Source organism: Mesorhizobium sp. B2-8-9, assembly GCF_006439475.1.
Taxonomy (GTDB): Bacteria; Pseudomonadota; Alphaproteobacteria; order Rhizobiales; family Rhizobiaceae; genus Mesorhizobium.
The window spans coordinates 155,825-180,329 of sequence record NZ_VFTQ01000005.1 but is presented as its reverse complement, the minus strand read 5'-3'; the positions used below and the strand labels follow the sequence as shown (position 1 = coordinate 180,329).

The window sequence follows — 24,505 nt, the reverse complement described above, 5'->3', positions numbered from 1 at the left end:
CATGGCCAGACCTCCAACTTATTGCAGACGCGCAATGACGGCGACCGGCCGGTAGCCGTGCTTTTCAAGGAAGCCGGCCAGCCTTTCAGGATCGGGGCGGAGCGGATCGCCATAGTCGCGAGCGTGGATGCCGCCCGAAACATAGAGCACGTCAAAGCCGTTGTCGGCCGCGCCCTTGACGTCGGTCATCATGCCGTCGCCGATGGCGAGAACCTCGCTGCGCTCGACGGCGCGGCCAAGAAGGCCGGCGACCTCCTTCATGGCGACATCGTAGATCGGCGCGAAGGGCTTGCCGGCAATCAGCGTACGGCCACCCAGCTGCGCGTAATCTCGCGCGAGCGCGCCGGCGCACCAGATGGTGCGCTCGCCGCGCTCCACCAGGATATCCGGATTGGCGCAAATGAACGGCAGATTGCGCGCACGCAGCCGCTGCAGCATTTCCGCATAGTCGGCGGGCTTCTCGACCTCGTCGTCATAGAGGCCGGTGCAGACGATGCCGGAGGCCTCGAATTCCTCGACGAGATCGACGTCGAGCCCATCATAAAGGGTGAAATCGCGCGCGGGACCGATGTGAAAGATCTTCCTCGGTCCTTCGGCGATCAGGTCGCGGGTCACGTCGCCCGAAGTGACGACGCGGTCAAAGGCGTCGGCCGGTACCCCGATCACCTTCATCTGGGCGACGACGTCGGCGCTGCGACGCGGCGAATTGGTGATGAGCACGACAGGCACATTCGCCGCGCGCGCCCTTGCAAGCGCCGCGGCAGCGGCCGGAAAGTGCCATTCACCATTGTGCACGACGCCCCATACGTCGCACAGTATGGCGGCGTAGCGCCCTGCAAGATCGTCGAGCGAAGCGATAATGTCAGGCGAATCCGCCATGCCGTGTCCCTGATTTCGATCCTGACAAGACCGCGACAGCCATTCTTCAGTTCAGAGGACGCCACGGCCGGTCCCGCATAACCGAAGCGCTTCATCCTGTCACCAGCTTTCCGGCATCGGCCTTCGACGGCGCGTCGGTGCACAGGGTTAATGCCCAGTCAAACGACCGTGCGATCTTGACGCTTCGAGGGAGCTAAAATTTAACGATTCATGGATCATGCTAAACGAGAAACTACAGGATCTTGGCGGGGGCTAAGGGCATTGATCCGCAAATTCCTACGCGACAGACGAGGCAACTATGCCTTGATGACGGCCGTCACCATGATACCGCTGATGGGCGGGGTGGCGCTTGCGGTCGACTATACCGAGCTCATAAGAGAGCGGCAGGAGACGCTGAACGCGCTGGACGCCGCCGGCATCGCGACGGCACAGCATATCGTCGCCGGCGCCACCGACGCCGAAGCCAAGGCCTATGCCAAGACATTTTTCGAGGCCAATCTCAGGCACGTCCTTCCGGCGAACACCACGCTGACGGTCACCTTGCCCAACAACAATGCGGGCGGCGGCACGCTGGTGCTCGAAGCCGCCCTGAAGTACCAACCTTACTTCCTGCCGGCCGCGGTCGCATTGCTTGGCGGAACGCCGGGCCAGACGAACGTCAACTTCTCGGCCAGATCTGAAATCCGCCTTAAGAACACGCTGGAAGTGTCGCTGGTGCTCGACAATTCGGGCTCGATGAACGATATCAGCGTCTCGAACAAGGTGCGGTTCGATCTGCTCAAGAGTGCCGCCAAGCAGCTCGTCGACCAGTTGGCCGGCCAAGCGCAGTTGATGAAGCAAGTTTCCAAGCCTGTCCAGTTCAGCCTGGTGCCCTTCGCCGCCTCGGTTAATGTCGGCTCTGCAAACGCCGACGCTGCCTGGATGGACACCACAGGCCTCTCGCCGCTCGACCAGGAGAACCTCGATTGGTCGACGCTCACTTCGGCCAACTCTCCCAACCAATACGCGGTGAAATCCGGCAACAACTACTACGCGAAAGGTTCGGCATGGGATCCAGCTCAGTTGAATAATGTGCTGACGCGCTTCTCGATCTACAAGTGGATGAAGCGCATATCGTCGTGCACCAAAGACAGGAATAACAACTGCACGTCCAACATTGTGTACGCACCAATTGCGAGCTGGGGCGGCTGCGTCGAATCGCGCCCCTACCCCTACAACATTCAGGATACGGCGGCATCGAGCTCGACACCGGCGACTATGTTCGTACCTATGTTCGCACCTGACGAGACTGATAACGCCGACGGCTATTCGCGTTCCGCTTACAGCAATTGGCACTTGGATGCATCAAGCGGTACAGACGCGGCGCGGCAGCGCTATATGCCGAAATATTTCAATGCCGGCATCGGCACCAAAGTGACGCCCGCCTACGGCATGAACGAAGGCCCAAACACCAGTTGCAGCACAACCGCGATCACGCCGCTCACCGATGTATCGACAACCGCAGGCGCAACGTCGGTCAAGACGGCGATCGATGCCATGGCCGCCAGCGGCGCCACCAATGTACCGGAAGGCATGGCCTGGGGCTGGAGAACTCTCTCCAGCACAGCTCCGTTCACTGAGGGCCGCGCCGAAAATGAAAAAGGTAATGACAAGGTCTTGATCGTCCTGACCGACGGCGCCAACACGTATTACACACCAAACTCGCTCGGGGCCAATGACCTGGCGGGTGCCAAATCTACTTATTCGGCGCTGGGTTATGTGAACCCGTACAATACCACCTACAGCTATGGCCGCATTTTTCTCGGTACCAGCAGCAATGTCAGCAAGACCGACTATTCGAATGCCAACTACACCAAGGCCATGAACGAGCATTTCGCCACGCTGTGCGACAATGCCAAAGCCGCCAACATCATTGTCATGACCATCGCGCTCGACCTCGATTCCAGCAACAGCGCCGAAGCGGCACAGATGGCCGCGCTGAAGAGTTGCTCGTCGGATTCGCGTTTCCGCAAGGATCCAACCGACCCCAGCAAGCCCAAGAAGCTGTTTTGGAATTCGACCGGCGCGACGCTGTCGGACGACTTCAAGGAAATCGGCAACGAATTGTCGAACCTGCGCATCGTCAGCTGATCTGCTCGGACAAGCAATCGATGACGCCCGCTCGCCAGGCGGGCGTTTCCATCGTGCGGCGCACCATCGGAAATGATTTGGTTAGCGGCTGGTGAAGTCGCCGTTAAGCAATCGAGGGGTTTGCCAAACCGGTCCTTCAGCGTTTTGTGGAAATGTCGCCCGACAGAGAATCCGCCGGCGGGGGGCCGCTCGAGAAAAATGCGCAAATTCTGGCATCAATTCTGCCGTGACCGCCGCGGCAACTATGCGCTCATGACCGCAATCGCCATGGTGCCGCTGATGGGAGCAGTGGCGATGGCCGTCGACTTCAGCGAGCTCAACCGCCAGAAGCAGATGGTGCTCAACGCGCTCGATGCCGCCAATTTCGCCGCGGCGCGGCGGCTTGCCGAAGGCGCCACGGATGACCAGATCAGAGCCTATGCGGTCGACTTCTTCAACGCCAATTTGAGCAACATCGACCCCGCCGACATCTCGCTCAACATCACGCTGCCCACCAGCCAGGCCGGCGGCGGTCTGCTCACGATGAGCGCGACGCTGAACTACCACCCTTACTTCTACCCGTCCGCCTCGCTGCTCGTCGGCGCATCCACGGTCGATGCGAACAAGCCGATCAACCTCGCCATGAACTCCCAGGTGCGGCTAAAGAACACGCTGGAAGTGGCGATGGTGCTCGACAATTCAGGCTCCATGACAACGCCCGGCACAGGCACGGGACAGAAGCGCATCGACCTGCTCAAGCAGGCGGCCAAGCAGCTCGTCGACACGCTGGGGCAGCAGGCGGCGCAGATCAAGCAGATCGACAAGCCGGTCCAGTTCAGCCTCGTGCCGTTCGCGGCGTCGGTCAATGTCGGGCCGAACAACGACAATGCCTCCTGGATGGACACCTACGGGCTGTCGCCAATCGCCAACGAGAATTTCGATTGGTCGACGCTGAACGCTCCCGCCAAATACGCCCAGAAAATCAACGGCATCTGGTATAAAAAGGGCACCGGCTGGGGCGCGGAGGAAGGGCAGATACTAACCCGTTTCGAGCTCTATCGGGATATGAAGGTCGTCACCAGCCACGAACGCATCGCCGGCAGCAAGCGCGTCGTCTGCGACGAATATCGCGACAACCATACCTGCGAGCGCAGCCACAACGAATATGACTACAACGACACCTATGGCCCGTTCGCCAGTTGGCAGGGTTGCGTGGAAGTGCGGCCCTATCCCTACAATGTCAACGACACGCCGGCCTCCGGCGGGCCGAACAACACGGGCATCGGCGTCGGCGATCCGGCGACCATGTTCGTGCCGATGTTCGCGCCCGACGAGCCCGGCAACCATTGGTATGTCACACAGGATCCTGACGAACCGAAGCCGGTGACCTATGGCGCCGCCAACAGTTGGTGGAACGACGATCCGTCGAGCACCACCGGCAAGATCAGGCAGTCCAATATGGCCAAATACTTCATGCCACGGCCGATCAATGCTCCGGTATTGAGTTCGGGCGCCGGGCCGAATTACAGCTGCACCACCACACCGATCACGCCGCTCACCGACATCACCCAAACAGATGGGCTTGCCGCCATCAAGGCGGCGATCGACCTGATGCAGCCCAACGGCAACACCAATGTGCCCGAAGGCATGGCCTGGGGCTGGCGCACGGTTTCGAGCGCCGAACCCTTCACCGAAGGCCGTCCGGAATCCGAGCGCGGCAACGACAAGGTCGTCATCGTGCTCACCGACGGCGAGAACACTTATTCGACGGTCAATTCCGACCCGGCCGGCAACAAGTCGACCTACGCCGCCTATGGCTATACCGGCGTCGGCTACAACGGCACCTCGGTCACCCGCCTGTTCGGCGGCACGTCGAGCGCCATCGGCCAGTTCAACTATTCGTCGAGCAACTACACCGCGGCGATGAACGAGCAGATGGCGAAGCTGTGCGACAATGCCAAGGCGGCCAACATCATGGTGATGACGGTGGCGCTCGACATGTCGTCTATCAGTTCAAGCGACCAGAAGGCGATGGCCGCGCTGAAGGCCTGCTCTTCCGATTCCCGCTTCCGCAAGGATCCGACCGACCCCAGCAAACCGGCCAAGCTGTTCTGGAACGCCACCGGCGCAACGCTCTCCGACAACTTCAAGGAGATTGCCAACGAGCTGTCCAATTTGCGCGTGGTTGGGTAAGGGGGGCCAGCGCTGAAGCTGCTGATCTCCCCTTGACCAACCTGCTCAATCCGAAAGTGGCCGTGCTCTACCTGTCGCTGCTGCCGCAGTTCATCAATCCGGCCAAGGGTCATGTTCTGTCGCAGCTTCTGGTGCTCGGCGTGACGCAAATCTCGATCAGCCTCACCGTCAACGCCATCATTGCGGTGACGGCCGGCTCGATCGCGAATTTCCTCGCCGGACGGCCGTTCTGGCTGGTCGTGCAGCGCTGGATGATGGGCACGGTGCTGACCGCCCTGGCCTTGAAGATGGCGACCGAGGCGCAGCGCTAGGGCACATTGATATTCAGGTGAGACCGGCCTGCGAATGACGGCTGTCTGCGCTTCCGGTGCTCACGTACGGCAGTACGCTCCGCTCCGGCCTTCGCCGGCCGAAGCCCTCATAAGTGTCTTTGCCCTATTAAGGCTACGGCCGGCGTAGGCCGGTTCTCGACAGCCATCATTCTCGACTCCGCCTGACCTGAATCTCAACGCACCCTAAGGGCGAGCCATCAGATCTACATCGGCCGGCGTACAGGCCGGATCTGCTCCGGCTCGACCACCTTGCGATAGAGATGCCAGGTCGCGTGGCCGAGGATCGGCATGACGACGGCAAGCCCGGCAAACAGCGGGATCGAGCCGACCACCAGCAACACGGCGACCGTAAGCCCCCAAAGCGCCATCGTCAGCGGATTGGCCATGACGGCACGGGCCGAGGTTTCAATTGCCGAGACGGCGCCGACATCGCGGTCAAGCAGCAGCGGAAAGGCAATGACGGTGGTGGCCAAAACGACGGCGGCGAAAACGAAACCGACGGCGTTGCCGACGAGGATCAACGTCCAGCCCCTGCCGGTCGTCAGCACATCGCGCAAAAAGGCGCCGACCGAAGCGGGCGGCTCGGCGCCGAACAGGCTGGTGTAGAGCGACTGCGCGGCGAACAGCCACAACAGGAACAGCGCGAAGAGCAGGACGCCGATGACGGCGATCGACGGGAGCGCCGGCGAGTGGCGCACGTCGAGCGCATGGTGCCAGCGGCTGCTCATGCCGAGCTCGCGCCGGCGGCTGATCTCATACAGGCCAATGGCCGCGAAGGGCCCGATCAGCGCGAAGCCTGACATCAGCGGATAGACGAGCTGGATGGCGTTGGAGCCGGAGCTCCACCGGGTCAGGATCAGGCCGACGATCGGATAGATCAGGCACAGGAACACATAATGCGACGGCTTGGCCCAGAAATCCTCGGCGCCGAGCCTCAACGCATCCCAGAGATCCGACGTGGTGATGTGGCGCACCGTGGGCTGCACATGCATCCCGCGCGCGTCCGCCATGACATGAAAACCAGCCATAACCGTCCTCCGTTTTATACCGGGGGCGGTCACCGCCTGGGTGGCCGCCCGTGGCTGCCACTTTCAAGAACGCCGGGATGATAACCGATCTTCCGGGGAATGTCGCGCTTCATGCGATTTTCATCGCCCTGCCCGGCAAAAGCCACGATCGCCGGTATCAGAGGCCGCATGACCACCTCGATCACCACCTCCCCCGATTTCAACCGCCGCACGTTGCTCGCGGCCGCCGGCCTGGTGGCGCTTGCCGGCATAGCCGCCTGCAGCACCGTCTCCGTGCCAACCGGCGAAGGCGCCGGTGTCTCTTCGTCCGCGACAGCGACGTTGGCCAGTATCCGCAGCTCCGCCGGTCTGCCGACGCTGACGCCGGACGCGCAGCTCGAACAGGCGGCGCTGCAGCAGGCCGGCTATATGGCCTCCCGCGAGCGCATGAGCCACACCACCGCCTGGGGCAAGGATTTCGCCTCGCGCATGAAGGACAATGGCGTGCGCGGCGCCGCCGCCGAAAACATCGCCGAGGGCCGCTTCGACCTTGAGAAGCTGTTCGACATCTGGATGCATTCGGCCGGCCACCGCCGCAACATGCTCGATCAGGACTTCAGCCGCTTCGGGCTGGCTTACGTGCGCGACGGCCGCGATCCGGCGTTGCGCTATTGGGCGCTGGTGCTGGGCCGCTGAAAAGGCGGCCGGCTGAGAGCAGCGACTTTATCAATCCATATGCGCGGCCGGCGCCCCGCCCGCCGGTGCCGCTTTTGGCTTGCGCAGCAGAATGACGAAAGGAATGGCGGCCAGCGTCATCACCATCAGGATCTTGAAGTCGTTGATATAGGAAATCATCATCGCCTGGGCATTCACCGCGCGGTCGACCTGCGAAAGTGCTAGGGGATTGCCGGCGGCGGCCGCCGGAGAAGCGGCCCACAGATTCGGGTTGTACGGATTGATGAAGGCTGACAGCTCGGTGTGGTTGATCTGGGTGTTGCGCACCATCAGCGCCGCGACCACCGATACGCCGATGGAGGAGCCCAGATTGCGCACCAGGCTGAACAGCGAGGTGGCGTCGGTGCGGTAGCGCGCGTCGAGCGTGGCGAAGGCGACCGTCGACAGCGGCACGAACACCATGCCCATGCCTAGGCCCTGGATGACGCCCGAGGAGATGATCAGCCAATTGTCCATCTGCGGCGTGAAGCTCGCCATGGTGTAGAGCGACTGCGCAGTAAGCAGGAAACCGATCGCGACGAGGATCCTGGCATCGATCCTGTGCATGATGCGGCCGACGACCAGCATCGAAATCATCGTGCCGATGCCGCGCGGCCCCAGCACGACGCCGATGGTCACGGTCGGATAGCCGAAGATGTTGGCAAGCATCGGCGGCAACAGCGACATCGAGGCCAGGATCAGCACGCCCATGACGAAGATGAAGCCCAGCCCGGTCAAGAAATTGCGGTCGAGGAATATCTTCGGATCGATGAAGGGATGCTCGGCCGTCACCGTGTGGATGATGAACACCCAGAAGCCGGTGAGCGACAGCGCGAGCTCGATCCAGATTTCGGCCGAGTTGAACCAGTCGACCTCGCCGCCACGGTCGAGCAGAAGCTGCAGCGCGCCGACACCGAGCGACAGCATGGCGAAGCCGAAGAAGTCGAAGCCGCGCACGCGCTTGGCGATGACCGGCAGGTAGGCGGCCATGCCGAGGAAGGCGAGGATGCCGACCGGCAGGTTGATGAAGAACACCCAGCGCCAGTTGAAGTTTTCCGTCAGCCAGCCGCCGAGCGTCGGCCCCAGGATCGGCCCGAGCATGATGCCGGCGCCCCAGATCGCCATTGCCTGGCCATGGCGCTCCTTCGGGTTGATGTCGAGCAGGAATGTCTGCGACAGCGGCACGATGGCCGCGCCGAACACGCCCTGCAGCAGGCGGAAGAGCACTATGGTCTCGAGGCTCCAGGCAAGACCGCAGAGCATGGAGAAGATGGTGAAGCCGACGACGGCGGTGAGGAACAGCTCCTTGCGGCCGAGCCTGTCGGCGAGCCAGCCGGTAACCGGCGTCATGATCGCCGCCGCCACGATATAGGAGGTCAGCACCCAGTTGATGTTGTCGGGCGAGGCGCCGAGGTCGCCGGTCATGGTCGGCAGCGCGACGTTGGCGATCGTGGTATCGAGCGCCTGCATGATCGTCGCCAGCATCAGCGCGACTGTGATCAGTCCGCGGTGCGGCACTTCCTTGAAAGGTTCGGGCGTGCTCATGATGCTGAACTTCCAGCAGGTAACAAAAACATATACGCTAGAGCATGATGCCGAAGTATCCTGCTCTATCTCCTTGATTTAGAGGCGGGTTCAGATTTCAGGTCGAACAGGCCCGAAATCATCCGGCTCTAGGTTTCCGGGCGGCAAAGCCTTCGTTGAGAGACCTTCATCGCGGTGGGACGCGACTATCGATGTGGGGGTTACATCGACTGAAAGTCTCTGTTGGAGCGGATGCCTGCCGCCCGGAAACCTGAGGACCAACGGGTCCGTGGCCGGGCCTCAGCTTTCGAACGAGCCGCCATGCGGCTTACCTTGCTGATCCCTTGCCACGTCTCCACCAGACCAATCCCCTCAATGCCCGCCGGATCGCGACGGGCTCGCTGTCTTACCGCGCCTGCTCCCCTGCCGTGGCGTGACCGAAGATCGACGGCAGGCCGCGCGCCACGCCGGTATCGACGGTGACGGTGGCGCTCATGCCGGTGCGCAACGCCATCTTGGCGTCGGGGTCGGTCAATTCCAGGCGCACGGGAATGCGCTGCGTGACCTTGACCCAGTTGCCGGTGGCGTTTTGCGCGGGCAGCAGCGAAAACTCCGCGCCCGTCCCGGCGCCGATGGCTTTCACGGTCGCCTCGAAGGTGCGGCCCGGATAGGTGTCGACGACGATCTCGGCCTTCTGGCCCGGCTTCATGTTGGTGAGCTGGGTCTCCTTGAAATTGGCGTCGATCCAGGTGTCGCCAGTCTCGACCAGAGCGAACAGCGGCGTGCCGACGCCGACATACTGGCCGACCTTGAACGACGCGGCCTGGTAGACGATGCCGTCGGCCGGCGCCTTGACCGTCGTCTGCGCCAGATCGTAGGCGGCCTTGTCGCGCGCGGCGAGCGCCGCCATCACGGTCGGATGCTTGTCGGTCTCGATATCCGGATTGCCACCGAGCGCTGCCTTGGCGCTGACGATGCCCTGCTGTGCGACGGCGAGCTGCTGCTTGGCCTTGTCGAGATCGTTGCGGGCCTCGTCGAGCGACGACTTGGCGTTGATGCCTTTCTGCGCGAGATCGGCGGCGCGGCCATATTGCGACTGCGCATAGTCGACCTCGCTGGAGGCGGACTTTTCCTGCGCCATCGCCTGGCTGTAAGCGGCGCGCAGCTGCTCGACATTGAGGCGCGCGGCGGCAACCGCCGCATCGGCCTGGGCGAGCGCAATCTTGTAAGGCGCGGGGTCGATGACGAAGAGAAGGTCGCCCTGCTTGACCAGCTGGTTGTCGGCTATGCCGACCTGCACGATACGGCCAGCCGTGTCGGAGGCGACCGAAATCCTGGCCTGCTGCAGGTTGGCGTTCTCGGTTTCCTGATAGCGGCCGCCCGTGATCCAGACATACGCGCCGCCGGCAAGCAGGGCCAGCGGCAGGGCGACCATCAACAGGAAGCGCCCGGGGCGGCGCTTCTTCTTCAGCGCCGGAGCGAGCCGCGGCTCGGCAGCCGCCGCAACCGGAGCGGCCGCCGGCTGGGCCGGCGCTTCAGCGACCGGCTGCGCCGGCGCATTAACGACCGGCTGGGCCGGCGCAAGCTTGGTGACGTTGTCGTCTTCTATCTTGGCTGCCGCGTTCATGCTGCTGCCCCTTCCGTATTCTTCATCTTTTCCAGGGACGTCTCGGCGTCCGTCAAATTCTGCACGATGGCGTCCAGCACTCGGATCAGGACGCGGCGATCTTCCGCCGACACGCCGGTCAGCGATTCCTCATAGACCTCGCCGGCCAGGCTCTTGACGTCGGCATAGGCCGCGTTCGCCTTCTCGGTCGGAAAGATCATGCGCACGCGCCGGTCGGTCGCGTCCTGGCGACGCTCGATCCAGCCGCCCTCCTCCATGCGGTCGACCAGGCGGGAGACGCTGATCGGCTCGATTTCGAGGAGCTCGGCAAGCCGCGCCTGCGCGACGCCCGCCTCCTTGGCAACGCGCACGAGCAGGCGCCATTGCGCCGAGGAAAGACCCAACCCACTGGCGCGCGCCTCGAAACGCTTGCGCATCAAGCGCTGCACGTCGTGGATCAAAAACCCTAATCTGTCGATACCGTCGGAAACCATGAGCGATACATATAATAAGCGTGCTTACTATTCAAGAGGCCGCGTTGTTCCAGAAGCCGGCAAATCGACGCTGCAGCAAGGCAAGCTCCCTTACGGTTAGCGATCGATGAACGTGCAGGGGTCGGTGCCGGTAGGCCCATCCCAAGGCCAAGAGATCATGGCCGGTTGCGCATCAGCATGGTGACGACGAAGAAGGCGGCGAGCGAGCTCGTGATGATGCCGATCGAAGGGCGCCATACATTTGGAGCGCCGACGTCAATCCTTTCGAGGCTGTCTCTCGGACAAACATCGGAAAATTTTCAGAAACCGTTCGGGATTTCCCAGGCCGGAAACCGCAAGAAGATCGGGCTGGTGAAAGACAGGCCCGCGAACGCCCGATCCCGCTCCAGCCAACATATTTCCCGGGCCGCATCCTCCCAGCGCGGCCGCAACCCTGGGCATGGAGACAACATGATTGCCGCACTCTTCCACAACAGGCCGCTGAGGCGCCGCCTTGTCGCCGGATCGATCGCCGTTCTTGCCGGCGGCGCCGCAATGGCCTGGCATGGCGCAAGAAGCGAGGCCTCGAACGCCAAACCCGCGACGCCTGAGACGAAGCTCGTCAAGGCGATAGCGGTCGCCCCGATGCTCGGCGCGGACACCCGCACTGCCGTCGGCGAGATCCGTCCGAGGCTCGAAAGCGACCTCGGCTTTCGTTTATCCGGCAAGCTCATCGAACGCATCGCCGAGATCGGCGCGACGGTGAAGAAGGGCGACGTGCTCGCCCGCATCGACGATCAAGACTATCGCAACCGGCTCGCCAGCGCCGAAGCCGATGTCGCGGCGGCGCAGGCCGTACTTGTCGAGGCAAATGCCGCCGAGGCGCGCATCGGCGCGCTGCTCGCCAAGGGTTTTACGACGCGGGCCAATTATGACGCGACGCTGAAGAACCTGCGCTCGGCGCAAGCCAAGCTCAAATCGGCGACCATTGCCTCCGATATGGCCAAGGACCAGCTCGGCTATACCGAGCTGCATGCGGAATTCGACGGCATCGTCACCGCCGCCGGCGCCGAAGCCGGCCAGTCAGTCAATGTCGGACAGATGGTGGTGCGCGTCGCCGATCCGGACAGCCGCGACGCCGTGTTCTCGATCGCGGAAGCCGCCTTCGCCAACGCTCCCGACACCAAGCGGCCGCCGCAGGTGACCGTTTCTCTACTCAGCAATCCGGCGATCACGGCCGTCGGCACCATCCGCGAGATCGCGCCGATGGCCGATGCCGCGACCCGCACCTTCCAGGTGAAGGTCTCGATCGACAATGCACCCGACGAGATGCGTTTCGGCGCAAGCGTCGCCGGCCGCGCCGAGATGGGTGGTGGCGCGCCGGTCATGGTGCTGCCGGGCAGCGCGCTCTTCGACAAGGACGGCAAGCCGGCAGTCTGGGTTGTCACCTCTTCGTCCGCTGTCGAACTCAAGCCCATCACGGTCGCCCGCTACGAGACCGACCGCGTGGTGGTCAGCAACGGGCTCGCCAAGGGCGATATGGTCGTCACCGCCGGCGTGAACCGGCTGCGGGAGCACGAAAAAGTTCGTATCATCGAGGGAGAAGGAAAATGACCATGTCCAAGGCAAAGGTCCTCATCGCCGGTGCCGGTCCGACAGGGTTGACGCTCGCGCTGTGGCTGACCAGGCTCGGCGTGCCGGTGCGCATCTTCGACAAGGCCGCCGCTCCCGGCGAAACCTCGCGGGCGCTGGCCGTCCAGGCGCGCACGCTGGAGTTCCACCGCCAGATCGGCATCGTCGACGACGTGCTGGCGGCAGGCGTGAAGCTCGAGCGGCTTACCGTGCACACGCCGGCCGGCGTCGCCGCCAGGCTGCCGCTGTCGGATTTCGGCCGCGGCATCAGCCCTTACTCCTTCGCCTTCGCGCTGCCGCAGGACATCCACGAGCGCGTGCTGATCACGCATCTGGAGCGCGCCGGCGTCGAGATCGAGCGCAATACGGAGCTCGTCGCTTTCCAGGACAAAGGCGAGGCGGTCATCGCCACGCTGAGCAGGAATGGCCGGATCGAGACCGTCAGCACCGCCTATCTCGCAGGCTGCGACGGCGCCCGCAGCGCGGTGCGCCACGGGCTGAACATCGGCTTCCCCGGTGGCACCTACGAGCAGTCCTTCTACGTCGCAGACGTGAAAGGTAGCGGCGACATCACCCGCAACGGCATGGACACGACGATCAGCACCTACGGCTTCGCAATCGTCATGCCGGTGCGGCAGTCCGGTTCGGTCCGGCTGATTGGGATCGTGCCGAAGGCGCATGAAGCCGACGAGACGATCAGCTTCGAGGCGATCCGCGCCGATGTCGAGCGCGACACCGGCGTCAAGGTCGACGAGGTCAACTGGTTCTCGACTTACCGCGTCCATCACCGGGTCGCCGAGCGCTTCCGCGTCGGCCGCGTCTTCCTCGCCGGCGATGCCGGCCACATCCACAGCCCGGCCGGCGGCCAGGGCATGAACACCGGCATGGGCGATGCGGTGAACCTCGCCTGGAAGCTCGCGGCGGTCGTACAGGGCCGGGCTGATGCGCGCCTGCTCGACAGCTACGAACCGGAACGCATTGCCTTCGCGCACAAGCTGATCGAGAGCACCGACACCGCTTTCCGTTTCATTACCAGCCGCTCGCGGCTCGTCGGCCTGTTCCGGCGCTACCTGATGCCGAAGATCCTGAACATCGCCCTGCACACCTCGATCGGCTCGCGCGCCTTCTTCGGCGTGATCTCGCAGGCGGCGATCCAGTATCGCGCCGGGCCGATCAGCTCGGGGGTGGCGGGCAAGGTCAGCGGCGGCGATCGCCTGCCCTATGTCGCTTGCAACATCATGGGCGCGGGCGGCGACAATTTCGAGCCGCTGCGGTCGCTCGACTGGCAGATCCATGTTTATGGCGAGGTCAATTGCGATTTCCGGGCGATGCTCGCACCGACAGGAATTGCAGTGCATGCCTTCGCTTGGACCGATGCAGCCGGGAAAGCCGGGCTACAGCGCGACGCCGCCTATCTGGTGAGGCCGGACGGCCATGTCGCGCTCGCCTCGCCGGTTCAGGAAGCCGCCGTTTTCCAGCGCTATCTCGCCGGCCTCGCCATCCGACCGAGGACCGCCGAACGCGCGCCCTACCGTGTGCCGGGCACCATGCACAGCCTGGCCTGAATTGCGACGGTGCCCGCCGAGCGGCGGGCGCTGACTGAACCCAAACCGTCATTTGTTTTGGCCAGCCGGCAAGCGCCGGCGGAGCGCGCTTGCGCGCGCCCTGAAAAGGAACCGCATCATGACCAGCTTCAATCTTTCCGAATGGGCGCTGCGCCACCGCAGCTTCATCGTCTATCTGATGATCGCGGCCGCACTTGCCGGCCTCTACGCCTATGGCGGCCTCGGCCGCGAGGAGGACCCGCCCTTCACCATCAAAACCATGGTGGTGAAGACGATGTGGCCGGGCGCCAGCACCAGCGACACAGTGGAGCAGATCACCGACCGCATCGAGAAGAAGCTCGAGGAACTGCCGGACCTCGACTACGTCAAGAGCTACACGAAACCCGGCGAATCCGTCGTCTTCGTCAACCTCAAGGACACGGTGGCCGCCGACCAGGTGCAGCCGCTCTGGTACCAGGTGCGCAAGAAGCTCGACGACATCAAGCCGACGCTGCCGTCAGGCGTGCAGGGCCCGTTCTATAACGACGAGTTCGGCGACACGTATTCGCTAATCTATGCGCTCACCTCCGACAGCCTCAGCCATCGCGAGTTGAAGGATCTCGCCACCAGCCTGCGGGCCGGGCTGCTGGCGGTGAAAGATGTCGCCAAGGTCGACCTCATCGGCCAGCAGGACGAGAAGATCTATCTCGAATTCTCGACGCAGAAGGTGGCGGCGCTCGGCCTCGATGTCGGCACGCTGTCGCAGGCGCTGCAGGCGCAGAACGCGCTGACGCCCAGCGGCACGGTCGATGCCGGCCCCGAGCGCATCGCCATCCGCGTCTCGGGCAGCTTCACCTCCGAGGAAAGCCTCAAGGCGATCAACTTCTATGCCAACGGCCATTACTTCCGGCTGGGCGACGTCGCCGAGGTCAAGCACGCCTATTCCGACCCGCCGCAGCCGATGTTCCGCTTCAACGGCAAGCCGGCGGTCGGCATCGCCATCTCGATGACTTCGGGCGGCGACGCGCTGGCGCTGGGCGAGACGGTCAAGGAGAAGATGCATGAAATGGAGGGCGAGCTGCCGCTCGGCGCCGAACTCGGCCTGGTCGCCGACCAGTCGCATGTGGTGGAAGAATCCGTCGGCGAGTTCACCAAGAGCCTCGGCGAGGCGATCGCCATCGTGCTCGCCGTCTCGCTGCTGGCGCTCGGCTGGCGTCCCGGCGTCGTCGTGGCGGTCGCCATCCCGCTGGTTCTGGCGATCACCTTCGTCACCATGGAGTATTTCGGCATCTCGCTGCAGCGCATCTCGCTCGGCGCGCTGATCATCGCGCTCGGCCTGCTGGTCGACGATGCGATGATCGCGGTCGAGATGATGATCGCGCGCATGGAGGAAGGCTACGACAAGATCTCGGCCGCCACCTATGCCTACACCTCGACCGCCTTCCCGATGCTCACCGGCACGCTGGTGACGATCGCCGGCTTCGTGCCGGTCGGCTTCGCCAAGAGCGGCGCCGGCGAATACTGCTTCTCGCTGTTCGCTGTCGTAGCGATCGCGCTCGTTGTATCCTGGGTGGTTGCGGTGCTGTTCACACCGCTGACCGGAGTCTTCCTGCTGCCCGATCGCATAAAGGGTCATGGTGGCAGCAATCTTCCCTCGCGCATCGCCCGCGGTTTCCAGGCGCTGCTCGAAATGGCGATGCGGGCGAAGTGGCTGGTGCTGTCGGCGACGGCCGGACTGTTCGCGCTCTCCGTCGTGGCGATGGGCTTCGTCGGCCAGGAGTTCTTCCCGAAGTCCGACCGGCCCGAGGTCATGCTCGACCTCACCTTGCCGCGCACTGCTTCGATCAAGTCTACGGATGCCGTGGTCGAGCGCGTCGAGAAGCTGCTCGCCGCCGATCCAGATATCGACCACTGGAGCTTCTATGTCGGCCAGGGCGCGGTGCGCTTTTACCTGCCGCTTGACGCGCAGCTCGCCAACGACTTCTTCGCCCAGGCCGTGGTCGTCACCAAGGGCCACGCCGTACGCCAGGCGGTCATCGACCGGCTGGAGAAAAAGCTGTCGACCGGCTTTGACGACGTTATGGCCCGCGTCACGCCGCTGGAGCTCGGCCCGCCGGTCGGCTGGCCGCTGAAGTTCCGCGTCAGCGGTCCGGACCCGGACAAGACGCGCAGCCTCGCGCAGCAGTTCGCGCAGGTGCTGGGCAGCGATGCCGCCGTGCGCAACATCAACTACGACTGGAACGAGCCGGCCAAGGTGATCAAGGTCGATGTCGACCAGGATCGTGCGCGCGCGCTGGGCATCTCCTCGCAGCAGCTGTCGGAGACGATCAACGCAGTGCTGTCCGGCTCCAAAATCACGCAGATGCGCGACGACACCTATCTCGTCGACATTGTCGCACGTGCCGTGGACAGCGAACGCGCCAGCATCGACACGCTGCGCGGTCTGACGATCGGCGCTTCGGGCGGACGGCGGGTGCCGCTCGAACAGGTCGCGAAGCTCAGCTATCAGACCGAGCCGCCGCTGATCTGGCGCCGCGGCCGCCTGCCGACCGTGACCGTCCAGGCCGACGTCGCACCTGGCGAGAACGCCACCACCGTGTCGAAGCGGCTAGCGAGCCCCATTGCCACCTTCGAGGCGGAGCTGCCGGCGCGCTACAGCGTCGAGCAGGGCGGCGTGATAGAGGACAGCGCCAAGGCGCAGGCCAGCATCTTCGTGGTCTTCCCGCTGATGCTGTTCATCATGGCCACCGTGCTGATGATCCAGTTGATGAGCTTCCAGCGCCTGGTGCTGGTGCTGCTCACCGCTCCGCTGGCTCTCATCGGCGTCGCCGGCGCACTGCTTCTGTCGGGAGCACCGATGGGCTTCGTCGCGATCCTCGGCGTAATGTCGCTGATCGGCATCGTGATCCGCAACTCGGTGATCCTGATCGCGCAGATCGACCAGCATATCGCCGCCGGCGAGGAACCCTGGGCGGCGGTGATCAGCGCCACCACGCATCGCTTGCGGCCGATCTTGCTCACGGCGGCGGCCGCCATTCTCGGCATGATCCCGATCGCGCCAACCGTGTTCTGGGGGCCGATGGCCTATGCCGTGATGGGCGGCCTTTTGGTCGCGACCGTGCTGACGCTGGTCTTTCTGCCGACGCTCTACGTCACCTGGTTCGGCATCAAGGCGCCGGTCGAGAGCGCTCCCGCGGCCGAGCGGACCACGGCCGCCGCCGAGCCCCAACCGCTGGCGGCCTGACCGGCGCTTCCTCCAACAGCCACGGCGCATGCCGCCGTGGCGACCCTTCATCCAACACGGAAAGGAACGATCATGACACCCTTCTTTGGCAATCTTCTGGTTCGCTTCAACGCCGGCTTCCTAATCCTCGCATCGGTCGGCGGGCTCGCCACCGACATCGCCGGCTCCTTCTTCGGCCGCGGCGCCGAGGCCGTGCTGCTCAACAACGCGCCCGGCACCGGCATCGGCTTTATCGAAGCGCATGGGCTCGCCTTGATCATCGGCGTGACGCTCTGGCGTATCGCCTACTCCCGCATCTGGCATGCCGTGATGGCTGCCGTGCATGTGCTGCTCGGAACGGCAAACCTCCTGTTCTGGCAGTTCTTCATCGCCGCCGACGTGCTCGTCGTCGGCGGCGTCACAACCGCGGCGCACTGGCTGTTCGTGGTTGCTCACCTGGCGGTGCTGACGGGTTCGACCCGGCTTGCCGCTGCATCCTCCCACCAGACCTCACCAACATCTGGAGAAACCAACATGCCTATGAAATCCCTCAGGAAATGCCGTTCGGCGGCAGCGTTGCTCGCCCTCGCGATCACCGCCGTCGAGATCGTCGGCAGCGCCGTTCCGGCCCTGTCGCTGGTCAGTACTGCCGAGGCACGAATTGGCGCGCCCTGGACGCCGCGCAGCGCAGCGGGCGTTGCCCGCCGCACCACCACCTGGCGCGTGCTGCGGCATACGACAGCCTGGGTCGCGACGCTCCCCGCCGGCTGCGTCCGCACCAAGGTCAACGGTTTTGACGTCTGGCGCTGCGGCGGCACCTACTACCGCGCCTATCAGGGCCGCTACATCGTGGTCGTGACCGATTGATTGGTCCCGAGCACGACTTAAGGCGCGTTGCGCTGAAACGGAGTCACGCGACGCGCTTTAGGTCTTTGTTCTGGTGCACGTTGTCTCGGAACCGCTGCACGTCTGAGCGACATGCATTTAGCCGAGGGCAAGCCTAACGCCTTCGGCGAGATGCTCAGCATCCGCCTGGCTTTCGAACGGAACGCCGCGCAATGCATAGTCGAGCGGCGAGAACGGAGCGCCCTCGTCGACGAGGGCGATCTGCCGACGCGCCTTCTCCATATCTCCCATCTGGGCATAGCAGGCCGCCAGCCGCGTGCGGATCCAGGGCGCCGGGCGCGTTGCCAATTCCAGCGCCTCTGCCGCTTGCCGGTACTCCCCCATCATATAAAGCGCCAGCGCGCGGTCGAACTGGTACCAGTGCGGATGCAAGGGATCGATGCGAACGCCGCGGGCCAGCCAGGTCAGCGCTTCTAGCGGCCGGCCGCGCATGGTGAGCAGCATTCCCATCTGCTCGATGCTGTCGGCGTCGTAGGGGTTGAGCTCAAGCGCGATGCGCATGTGATGCTCGGCCGCCTCGTGATCGCGCATATAGAGGCGGATCAGGGACTGCACGCGATGGCCGGTCGGCTGATCGGGCGACAAGGCCAGGCCCTTGTCGGCAAGGTCGCGCGCGTTCTCCAGCACGGCATCGTTGGCGCGCCCGAACTCCCCGTCCAGCGAGCGCGCCAAAGCGAGATAGGAGTAGGCAAGCCCGTAATTCGGGTCCTTGGCGATCGCCGCCTCGAACAAGGCCTCGGCGCCGCGCTGGTCGGTCTGAGCCGGATCGCGCAACAGCGCAAAACCGCGCAGCAGAAGCTCGTAGGCGGCGAGGCTGGTCACCGGCTTGCGTGAAGCTCGCTCCAGCCCGGCATTGGTGACCCGCGTCACCAGGCGGCTGACGATCTGCTCGACGATCTCGCGTTCGATGGCAAACAGCCCGGCGCCTTGGGACTGGTAGCGGTCGCCCCAGAGCTGTCTGGCGCTGGCGATGTCGACAAGGCTAACGGCCACCACGACATGCTCGCCCTGCCGACGCAGCGACCCCTCGACCAGATAGTCGGCGCCGATGCGGGCGCGGATCTGCGGCCACTCGGCGCGGCCGAAGGAGGTGAAAGAGAAGCTCGAATTGCGCGCCAGGACCGTGACCGTGCCAAACCGCGCTACGCCGTTGATCAGGTCCTCGGCAAAGCCGTCGACCATCGCCTCGTCGGCCGGATCGCCGCTATCGTTACGAAAGCGCACGACGGCCACGATCGGCTGCGAACTGATCTCGGGCGCGGCTTCGGCCTCGGCGGCAAGCATGTAGCCGCGCTTGGAGATGGTGCGCACCATATCCTCGCCCAGCACCTTGCGAATTTCGCGTACCGATTGCGTCAGCGAATCCTCGGTGACGTAGACGCCCGGCCAGACGACATCCATCAGTTCCGATTTCGGCACGACGCGGCCCATGTTGCGGGCAAGATGCGACAGCAGCGCATAGGCTTTCGGGCGCAGGAACAGCGGCTCGTTGACGCCGCGCAGCGTACCCATGGCAAGGTCGAGCGTGAACCCGCCAAACCGGAACACCTGATCGGCCGTCGCCGTCGTCATCGGGAACACCCCTTCCCGCCTATCGTGCACAATGTCAGCCCTTCCCGCTCGACCCGGCTCGCACATCACCATTATTGCCCAGAGCGCAATTTCGATCAAACTGGCCGGCGGCGTAGGGCTAGTATCGTCCCGCCAAATGCGAGGAGCCATGAACCCGACCGAGAAGGCGCTATGGTTTGTCGAAAGCCACTTGCCCGACGCCATCAGCCTCAACGAGATAGCGGCAAGCAGCGGCGTGTCGCGCTTCCATGTGACGCGCGCCTTCGGCGCGGCCACGGGACGATCGGTGATGGGTTATATGCGAGCGCGGCGGCTCAGCGAAGCGGCGCGCAAGCTGGCCGGCGGCGCGCGCGACATCCTCTCGGTCGCGCTCGATACCGGCTACGGCTCGCATGAGGCGTTCACGCGGGCTTTTCGCGAGCAATTCGGCACCACGCCGGAGCTGGTGCGCGCGCAAGGCTCGGCCGAAAACCTGGACCTCGTGGAGCCCATTCTGATGGACAGTTCGCTTCTCACCACACTCGAGCCGCCGCGCTTCGAGACCAGCCGCCCCTTCCTCGTCGCCGGGCTCGGCGAGCGCTACAGCTGCGAGACCAGCGCCGGCATTCCGATGCAGTGGCAGCGCTTCGGCCCTTATATCGGCAACATCCCGGGTGAGATCGGCGATGTCGCCTACGGCGTCTGCGTCAACGGCGACGATGCCGGCAATTTCGACTATGTCGTCGGCGTCGAGGTGACGGACTTCTCCGACCTGCCGAAGGATTTCCACCGCGTGCGGGTGCCGGCGCAGAAACATGCGGTATTCTCGCATCGCGAGCACATCTCGACCATCCGCCGGACCGTCAACACGATCTGGAACAGCTGGCTGCCGGCCTCCGGCCACGAGATCGCCGATGCGCCCGAGTTCGAGCGCTATGGGCCCGAATTCGACGCGCGCACCGGCAATGGCGGGCTGGAGATCTGGGTGCCGGTCAAGGGGTGATGGTTTTCCCTTCTCCCCCTGTGGGAGAAGGTGGATCGGCGCGCAGCGCCGAGACGGATGAGGGGTGTTCCAGCGGAGTGAGACGTTGGCATTCCCTGGAGCACCCCGCGCCTTCGGCGACACCTTCTTCCACAAGGGGAGAAGGAAAAGCGCTAAAGCTCGAGATTCCACGTTTGTCCGACAAGATCCTTGCCAAAGGAATGATGGCGTTCTTCCTCGACCAGCTTGAAGCCGGCAGCCTGATAGATACGGCGGGCCGAGCCCAGTATGTCGTTGGTCCAGAGCGTCAGCGTCCGGTAGCCTTTGGCGCGCGCGAAGGCGATGCATTCGTCGACCAGCCGCCGACCGATGCCGAGGCCGCGCGCCGACGGTTCGACGTAGAGCAGCCTGAGCTTCGCGACCTTGGGTGACTTGCGCATGACGAAGACCGAGCCGACCACCTCGCCTTCGCGCTCGGCGATCCAGCTGCGCTCCCATTGCGGGACGAAGTTCTTGACGAACTCACCGAGGATCTCTGCGACCAGCGCCTCGTAAGTTTCGTCCCAGCCATAGTCCTGCGCGTAGATGAGGCCTTGACGGTGCGTGATCCAGCCGATGTCGCCGACCTGCAGCGGCCGCAGGATATAGGGAATCTTGGCTTCAGGTCTGTCGCCGAGCAGGTCCTGGACGGTGCGCATGGCGTTGACCAGCCGCTCCTGTTCGGCCGGCGCCAGGCGATCGAGCAGCGCGCGCACCTGGTCATGCGAATCCTGGTTGAGAGGCGCAAAGGCTTCCCTGCCGGCTGGCGTCAGCGCGATCGAGGCGCGGCGCGCGTCGGTCTCACTAGCTTCGCGTCCGACCAGGCCGCGCTCCTCGAATTTCTTCAACAGCCGGCTGACATAGCCGGGATCGAGGCCGAGGTCGCGCACCAGGTCGCTTGCGACCAGCCCATCGCGATGGGCGAGCTCGTAAAGCACCCGCGCCTCGGTCAGCGAGAACGGACTTTTCAGCAGGCCCTCGTCGAGCAGGCCGAGCTGGCGGGTATAGAAGCGGTTGAAGGCGCGCACCGCATCGATACGGTCCTTGCCGGGGTGATTGTGGATGGTCATGGGAAATCCTCCTGTCCTGGACAGGATCAACCATTTAGTTGACTGAGTCAATTAATATGGCGAGGGGACACTACACAATTTCGTCATTCCAGCGCGGAGCAAGGAGCGAAGCGACGCGCAGACCCTGGAATCCAATCCCGTGACGGTGGTCGAAGCGCGCCAGGTGCCAAGGATCCAATTCGTTGCATAGCGGAAAGGTAACGGCATGGATTCTAGGTCTGCGCTCCGCTTCGCGTCGCTCCGCCCTAGAATGACGAGATCGCGGAAGCCAGCGCCAATCACGACCTCAGTGGCCCTACCCCATTGGCAGTGCCGGCCAAAACTCCACGATTCGCCCGCCGGCAAACACAGCGATCGCCCCGAAATGTTGCAGCACCGCCTCGCTCTGCGTTGGCCGCAGGAAGGCATAGTCGCCGGGCTTCACATCTGCGCCCGCCGGCAGGCCCATGAATTGTTGGTTGGACGACAGGCCCATCAATCCGTTCGGTTTCATGCCTTCGGGAAACACCGGCTCGGCCATCCATTTGCCGCCATAGAGATAGCAGCCCTTGCGCGGGAAGAGGCCAAGCCCCTGCAGCGCCCTGGAAACCGCCGGCGGGCCGGGCAGCATCGGATCGAGCGCCTTGAGGATCGGGGTGGCGATAAAGGCCGCCGGCTGGAAGCCCTCCAAGCCAGGCGTGTCGAAATCCTTTGGCAGCACGAAGGCCGAGCCGATCGACACTTCGTTGACGACGCCGCCGCCATGCAGCAGCGCGGTCTTGGAGCCGCCGATGTTGAGGGTGCGGCGCTGGTTCGGATCGAGGGCAGCGACGAATTCCGCGGCTTTGGCAGAGGCCTGCTTCAGCGCCTTGGCCACGCCGCCGAACAGGCCCGGTATCTCCGGCGCATGCGCCTCATAGGCCATGATGCCGTCGCAGAGCAGACCTTTTGGAATCGTGAGCGCGTTAATCTCGGCGGGATCACGAAAACCGCCGCGATGCAGGCCGACGTCCACCTCGAAAGCGAAGCGCAATTCTGTGTCGAGCGCGGCAGCGAGCGCGCCATATTCCGCCAGCCGTTCCGGCGTGTCGATCAGCCAGCAGACGCGCGACCACCAGCCGGCGCCACCCCTGGTCAGCGCGGCCTTGGCGGCACCCACCGGCATCGGCTTGCCGTAGAGAAGATCGCCCTCGGGAAACGCGTCAAGCACGGCCTGCGTCACCGGCGGATGGAAGGTCATAAAGCGGTTGGTGCCAAGCGCCTTGGCGATGTGCGAAAGCAACGGCACGCAAGGCAGCGACTTGTCGACCAGCCGCACGCCAAGGCCCGGCGCCAGCCTTTGCTTCACCAGCGCGACGTTGCCGTCCAGCCGGTCGCGATCGAGGACAAGGCAGGGCCGGAAAATCTCGGCGGCCATCAATGCATCGGCCAGGGCGGCGAAATAGGCGCTCATTGTTGGATGCCGAACAGGCCGGCCATGTAGGGCGAGACGAAACGGTTTTGCGGATCGATGTCGCGCCGCACCGCCATCGCATCGTCCCAGCGCGGATAAAGCTTCTTGAAGTCCGCCGCCTTCAGGCTGTGCATCTTGCCCCAATGCGGCCTGCCGCCACACTTGCGGAAGATCGGCTCGGCGGCGCGCATGAAAGGCAGCGGGTCGTTCGCCGCATCGTGGTGGATTGCGATCGAGCAGGTCAGCCTCTTGTAGAATGGCGAAAGCCAGAATTCGTCGGCCGCCACCGAGCGCACCTCGATCGGGAAATAGACTTCCGGGAAATGCTTTTCCGTAAGCGCAATGATCTCGGCCAGCGCCTTGGGACCTTCCTCGTAAGGCAGGTGATACTCCATCTCATTGAATTTGGTGCGACGCTCGCTGGCGTAGACGTTGAGCCAGTCCTGCACATAGTCTTCCGCCGGCACCTTCTTCACCGCCCCTCTGATCAGCGCGCGGCGCAACCGCGGCAGCCAGGGTAACGCGGTGCGCAGCTTACGCAAAGTCGCCAGCCCTTCCTCGTCGTCTTCGGTCGGCCGCATCGTCGGCGCCGCGTCGCTGAGATCACTGGCGATGAACTGGGCGTAGCCGGAGAACGGGATGTAGTAGAACTCGGCCGAGCGATGCGCAGCCATCATCGTCTCGAAATTTTTGAGCATGTCGCCGATCGGCAGCACCCATTTGCGGCGGCGCAGCCGGTAGGTGGCGATGTTGTTCATCGCCACTTCGGTCAGCACCCCGAAGGCGCCGAGCGCGACGCCTGTGGCGTGGATCATGTCCAGGTCGTCTGCCCGGCTGAACTCGCGCAGCGTGCCTAACCCATCGACGAGCTGCAGCGCCTCCAATTGCGTGTGATAGGCGCCGAGCGTCGGGCCCGAGCCATGCGTTGCCGTGCCCAGCGCGCCGCCGATCGCCTGGCGGTCGATGTCGCCCATGTTGGGCAGGCCTTGGCCGATGTCCTGCAGGATGTGCATCAAGGCGCCGAGCCGCGTGCCTGCCCTCACCCGCGCCCGGTTGTTCGCGGCATCGTGCGAGACCAACCCCTCGATCTTCTCCAGCGAGACAATGGTGCCGTCGGACTGAACCAGCGGCGTGAAGGAATGGCCGGCGCCAGCGACGCGCAGCGGACCGGGCGCCGAGCGCACCAGGTCGGCCAGCTCGCCGGCATCGGCGGGCGCCGCGATCAATTTCGGGGAAGCCGTGACGAAGCCGGACCAGTTGCTCCAGGCGGTTGCCATCTTGACCCCTTT

17 protein-coding genes and 1 pseudogene are annotated in these 24,505 nt (G+C 64.1%); 9 read left to right on the top strand and 9 right to left on the bottom strand.

The features are described 5' to 3' along the window. Positions 1 to 18: 18 nt before the first annotated feature. The gene (locus FJ423_RS08750; protein WP_140840837.1) at positions 19 to 879 is read right to left on the bottom strand and encodes a TIGR01459 family HAD-type hydrolase; all 861 of its coding nucleotides are present in this window, start codon (positions 877 to 879) and stop codon (positions 19 to 21) included. Positions 880 to 1,089: 210 nt separating this feature from the next. Between FJ423_RS08750 and FJ423_RS08745 the strand changes: the two genes are divergently transcribed. The 3 genes and pseudogenes from FJ423_RS08745 to FJ423_RS08735 form a co-directional block, all read left to right on the top strand. Beyond that, positions 1,090 to 3,009: a TadE/TadG family type IV pilus assembly protein gene (locus FJ423_RS08745; RefSeq protein WP_281408954.1), complete on the top strand. Its 1,920-nt coding sequence runs from the start codon at positions 1,090 to 1,092 to the stop codon at positions 3,007 to 3,009. Between the two features lie 198 nt (positions 3,010 to 3,207). Beyond that, positions 3,208 to 5,181, top strand: coding sequence for a pilus assembly protein (locus FJ423_RS08740; protein ID WP_181174750.1), 1,974 nt, complete (start codon positions 3,208 to 3,210; stop codon positions 5,179 to 5,181). A gap of 32 nt (positions 5,182 to 5,213) precedes the next feature. Next, positions 5,214 to 5,492: pseudogene (locus tag FJ423_RS08735) on the top strand (LysE family transporter); the annotation flags it as partial. A gap of 224 nt (positions 5,493 to 5,716) precedes the next feature. Here the strand turns inward: FJ423_RS08735 and FJ423_RS08730 are convergent. Then, on the bottom strand, positions 5,717 to 6,541 hold the full coding sequence (locus FJ423_RS08730; RefSeq protein WP_095767874.1) for a DUF2189 domain-containing protein: 825 nt from the start codon (positions 6,539 to 6,541) through the stop codon (positions 5,717 to 5,719). A gap of 168 nt (positions 6,542 to 6,709) precedes the next feature. Between FJ423_RS08730 and FJ423_RS08725 the strand changes: the two genes are divergently transcribed. Beyond that, complete coding sequence (locus tag FJ423_RS08725; protein ID WP_140841074.1) at positions 6,710 to 7,216, top strand: CAP domain-containing protein; 507 nt, start codon at positions 6,710 to 6,712, stop codon at positions 7,214 to 7,216. Positions 7,217 to 7,246: 30 nt separating this feature from the next. On the opposite strand, the gene FJ423_RS08720 is transcribed toward FJ423_RS08725, so the two are convergent. The 3 genes from FJ423_RS08720 to FJ423_RS08710 all read right to left on the bottom strand — a co-directional run bounded on the left by FJ423_RS08720 (position 7,247) and on the right by FJ423_RS08710 (position 10,858). Further along, positions 7,247 to 8,779 carry a DHA2 family efflux MFS transporter permease subunit gene (locus FJ423_RS08720; RefSeq protein WP_140840835.1) on the bottom strand — a complete coding sequence of 511 codons (1,533 nt, stop codon included), beginning with the start codon at positions 8,777 to 8,779 and terminating at the stop codon, positions 7,247 to 7,249. A 385-nt stretch (positions 8,780 to 9,164) separates the two neighbouring features. Beyond that, positions 9,165 to 10,385, bottom strand: coding sequence for an HlyD family secretion protein (locus FJ423_RS08715; protein ID WP_140840833.1), 1,221 nt, complete (start codon positions 10,383 to 10,385; stop codon positions 9,165 to 9,167). After that, the gene (locus tag FJ423_RS08710) at positions 10,382 to 10,858 is read right to left on the bottom strand and encodes a MarR family transcriptional regulator (protein WP_140840831.1); all 477 of its coding nucleotides are present in this window, start codon (positions 10,856 to 10,858) and stop codon (positions 10,382 to 10,384) included. The genes FJ423_RS08715 and FJ423_RS08710 overlap by 4 nt, the downstream gene beginning before the upstream one ends. 450 nt (positions 10,859 to 11,308) lie before the next feature. Between FJ423_RS08710 and FJ423_RS08705 the strand changes: the two genes are divergently transcribed. From FJ423_RS08705 to FJ423_RS34090, 4 genes are all read left to right on the top strand, one after another. Next, a complete protein-coding gene (locus FJ423_RS08705; protein ID WP_140840829.1) occupies positions 11,309 to 12,451 on the top strand; it encodes an efflux RND transporter periplasmic adaptor subunit in 1,143 nt (380 codons plus the stop codon). 2 nt (positions 12,452 to 12,453) lie between these two features. After that, positions 12,454 to 14,034: an FAD-dependent monooxygenase gene (locus FJ423_RS08700; protein WP_210239551.1), complete on the top strand. Its 1,581-nt coding sequence runs from the start codon at positions 12,454 to 12,456 to the stop codon at positions 14,032 to 14,034. Positions 14,035 to 14,152: 118 nt separating this feature from the next. Then, on the top strand, positions 14,153 to 17,257 hold the full coding sequence (locus tag FJ423_RS08695; RefSeq protein ID WP_281408953.1) for an efflux RND transporter permease subunit: 3,105 nt from the start codon (positions 14,153 to 14,155) through the stop codon (positions 17,255 to 17,257). Between the two features lie 72 nt (positions 17,258 to 17,329). Continuing rightward, complete coding sequence (locus tag FJ423_RS34090; protein WP_246680109.1) at positions 17,330 to 18,103, top strand: hypothetical protein; 774 nt, start codon at positions 17,330 to 17,332, stop codon at positions 18,101 to 18,103. Positions 18,104 to 18,220: 117 nt separating this feature from the next. Here the strand turns inward: FJ423_RS34090 and FJ423_RS08680 are convergent, their stop codons facing one another. Then, the gene (locus FJ423_RS08680; RefSeq protein WP_140840825.1) at positions 18,221 to 19,714 is read right to left on the bottom strand and encodes a winged helix-turn-helix domain-containing protein; all 1,494 of its coding nucleotides are present in this window, start codon (positions 19,712 to 19,714) and stop codon (positions 18,221 to 18,223) included. A gap of 148 nt (positions 19,715 to 19,862) precedes the next feature. Here FJ423_RS08680 and FJ423_RS08675 point away from each other — a divergent pair, with 148 nt between their 5' ends. Next, positions 19,863 to 20,696 (top strand): AraC family transcriptional regulator, encoded by an 834-nt coding sequence (locus tag FJ423_RS08675; protein WP_140840823.1) that lies wholly within the window; start codon positions 19,863 to 19,865, stop codon positions 20,694 to 20,696. 152 nt (positions 20,697 to 20,848) lie between these two features. Here FJ423_RS08675 and FJ423_RS08670 read toward each other — a convergent pair whose 3' ends face one another. The 3 genes from FJ423_RS08670 to FJ423_RS08660 all read right to left on the bottom strand — a co-directional run bounded on the left by FJ423_RS08670 (position 20,849) and on the right by FJ423_RS08660 (position 24,493). Then, positions 20,849 to 21,784: a helix-turn-helix domain-containing GNAT family N-acetyltransferase gene (locus FJ423_RS08670; RefSeq protein WP_140840821.1), complete on the bottom strand. Its 936-nt coding sequence runs from the start codon at positions 21,782 to 21,784 to the stop codon at positions 20,849 to 20,851. A 295-nt stretch (positions 21,785 to 22,079) separates the two neighbouring features. Continuing rightward, the gene (locus FJ423_RS08665) at positions 22,080 to 23,216 is read right to left on the bottom strand and encodes an alanine racemase (RefSeq protein WP_140840819.1); all 1,137 of its coding nucleotides are present in this window, start codon (positions 23,214 to 23,216) and stop codon (positions 22,080 to 22,082) included. Further along, positions 23,213 to 24,493, bottom strand: a complete 1,281-nt coding sequence (locus FJ423_RS08660) for a D-arabinono-1,4-lactone oxidase (RefSeq protein ID WP_140840817.1) — start codon at positions 24,491 to 24,493, stop codon at positions 23,213 to 23,215. Before FJ423_RS08660 ends, FJ423_RS08665 begins: the two co-directional genes overlap by 4 nt. Between the last annotated feature and the right edge of the window lie 12 nt (positions 24,494 to 24,505).

Excerpts from the sequence above, each read along its gene's own strand:
- FJ423_RS08750 (WP_140840837.1), bottom strand. The coding sequence starts at position 879 with ATGGCGGATTCGCCTGACATTATCGCTTCGCTCGACGATCTTGCAGGG.
- FJ423_RS08675 (WP_140840823.1), top strand. The coding sequence starts at position 19,863 with ATGAACCCGACCGAGAAGGCGCTATGGTTTGTCGAAAGCCACTTGCCC.
- FJ423_RS08730 (WP_095767874.1), bottom strand. The coding sequence starts at position 6,541 with ATGGCTGGTTTTCATGTCATGGCGGACGCGCGCGGGATGCATGTGCAG.
- FJ423_RS08715 (WP_140840833.1), bottom strand. The coding sequence starts at position 10,385 with ATGAACGCGGCAGCCAAGATAGAAGACGACAACGTCACCAAGCTTGCG.
- FJ423_RS08660 (WP_140840817.1), bottom strand. The coding sequence starts at position 24,493 with ATGGCAACCGCCTGGAGCAACTGGTCCGGCTTCGTCACGGCTTCCCCG.
- FJ423_RS08710 (WP_140840831.1), bottom strand. The coding sequence starts at position 10,858 with ATGGTTTCCGACGGTATCGACAGATTAGGGTTTTTGATCCACGACGTG.
- FJ423_RS08665 (WP_140840819.1), bottom strand. The coding sequence starts at position 23,216 with ATGAGCGCCTATTTCGCCGCCCTGGCCGATGCATTGATGGCCGCCGAG.
- FJ423_RS08745 (WP_281408954.1), top strand. The coding sequence starts at position 1,090 with ATGGATCATGCTAAACGAGAAACTACAGGATCTTGGCGGGGGCTAAGG.
- FJ423_RS34090 (WP_246680109.1), top strand. The coding sequence starts at position 17,330 with ATGACACCCTTCTTTGGCAATCTTCTGGTTCGCTTCAACGCCGGCTTC.
- FJ423_RS08670 (WP_140840821.1), bottom strand. The coding sequence starts at position 21,784 with ATGACCATCCACAATCACCCCGGCAAGGACCGTATCGATGCGGTGCGC.
- FJ423_RS08680 (WP_140840825.1), bottom strand. The coding sequence starts at position 19,714 with ATGACGACGGCGACGGCCGATCAGGTGTTCCGGTTTGGCGGGTTCACG.
- FJ423_RS08740 (WP_181174750.1), top strand. The coding sequence starts at position 3,208 with ATGCGCAAATTCTGGCATCAATTCTGCCGTGACCGCCGCGGCAACTAT.
- FJ423_RS08725 (WP_140841074.1), top strand. The coding sequence starts at position 6,710 with ATGACCACCTCGATCACCACCTCCCCCGATTTCAACCGCCGCACGTTG.
- FJ423_RS08720 (WP_140840835.1), bottom strand. The coding sequence starts at position 8,779 with ATGAGCACGCCCGAACCTTTCAAGGAAGTGCCGCACCGCGGACTGATC.
- FJ423_RS08705 (WP_140840829.1), top strand. The coding sequence starts at position 11,309 with ATGATTGCCGCACTCTTCCACAACAGGCCGCTGAGGCGCCGCCTTGTC.
- FJ423_RS08695 (WP_281408953.1), top strand. The coding sequence starts at position 14,153 with ATGACCAGCTTCAATCTTTCCGAATGGGCGCTGCGCCACCGCAGCTTC.
- FJ423_RS08700 (WP_210239551.1), top strand. The coding sequence starts at position 12,454 with ATGTCCAAGGCAAAGGTCCTCATCGCCGGTGCCGGTCCGACAGGGTTG.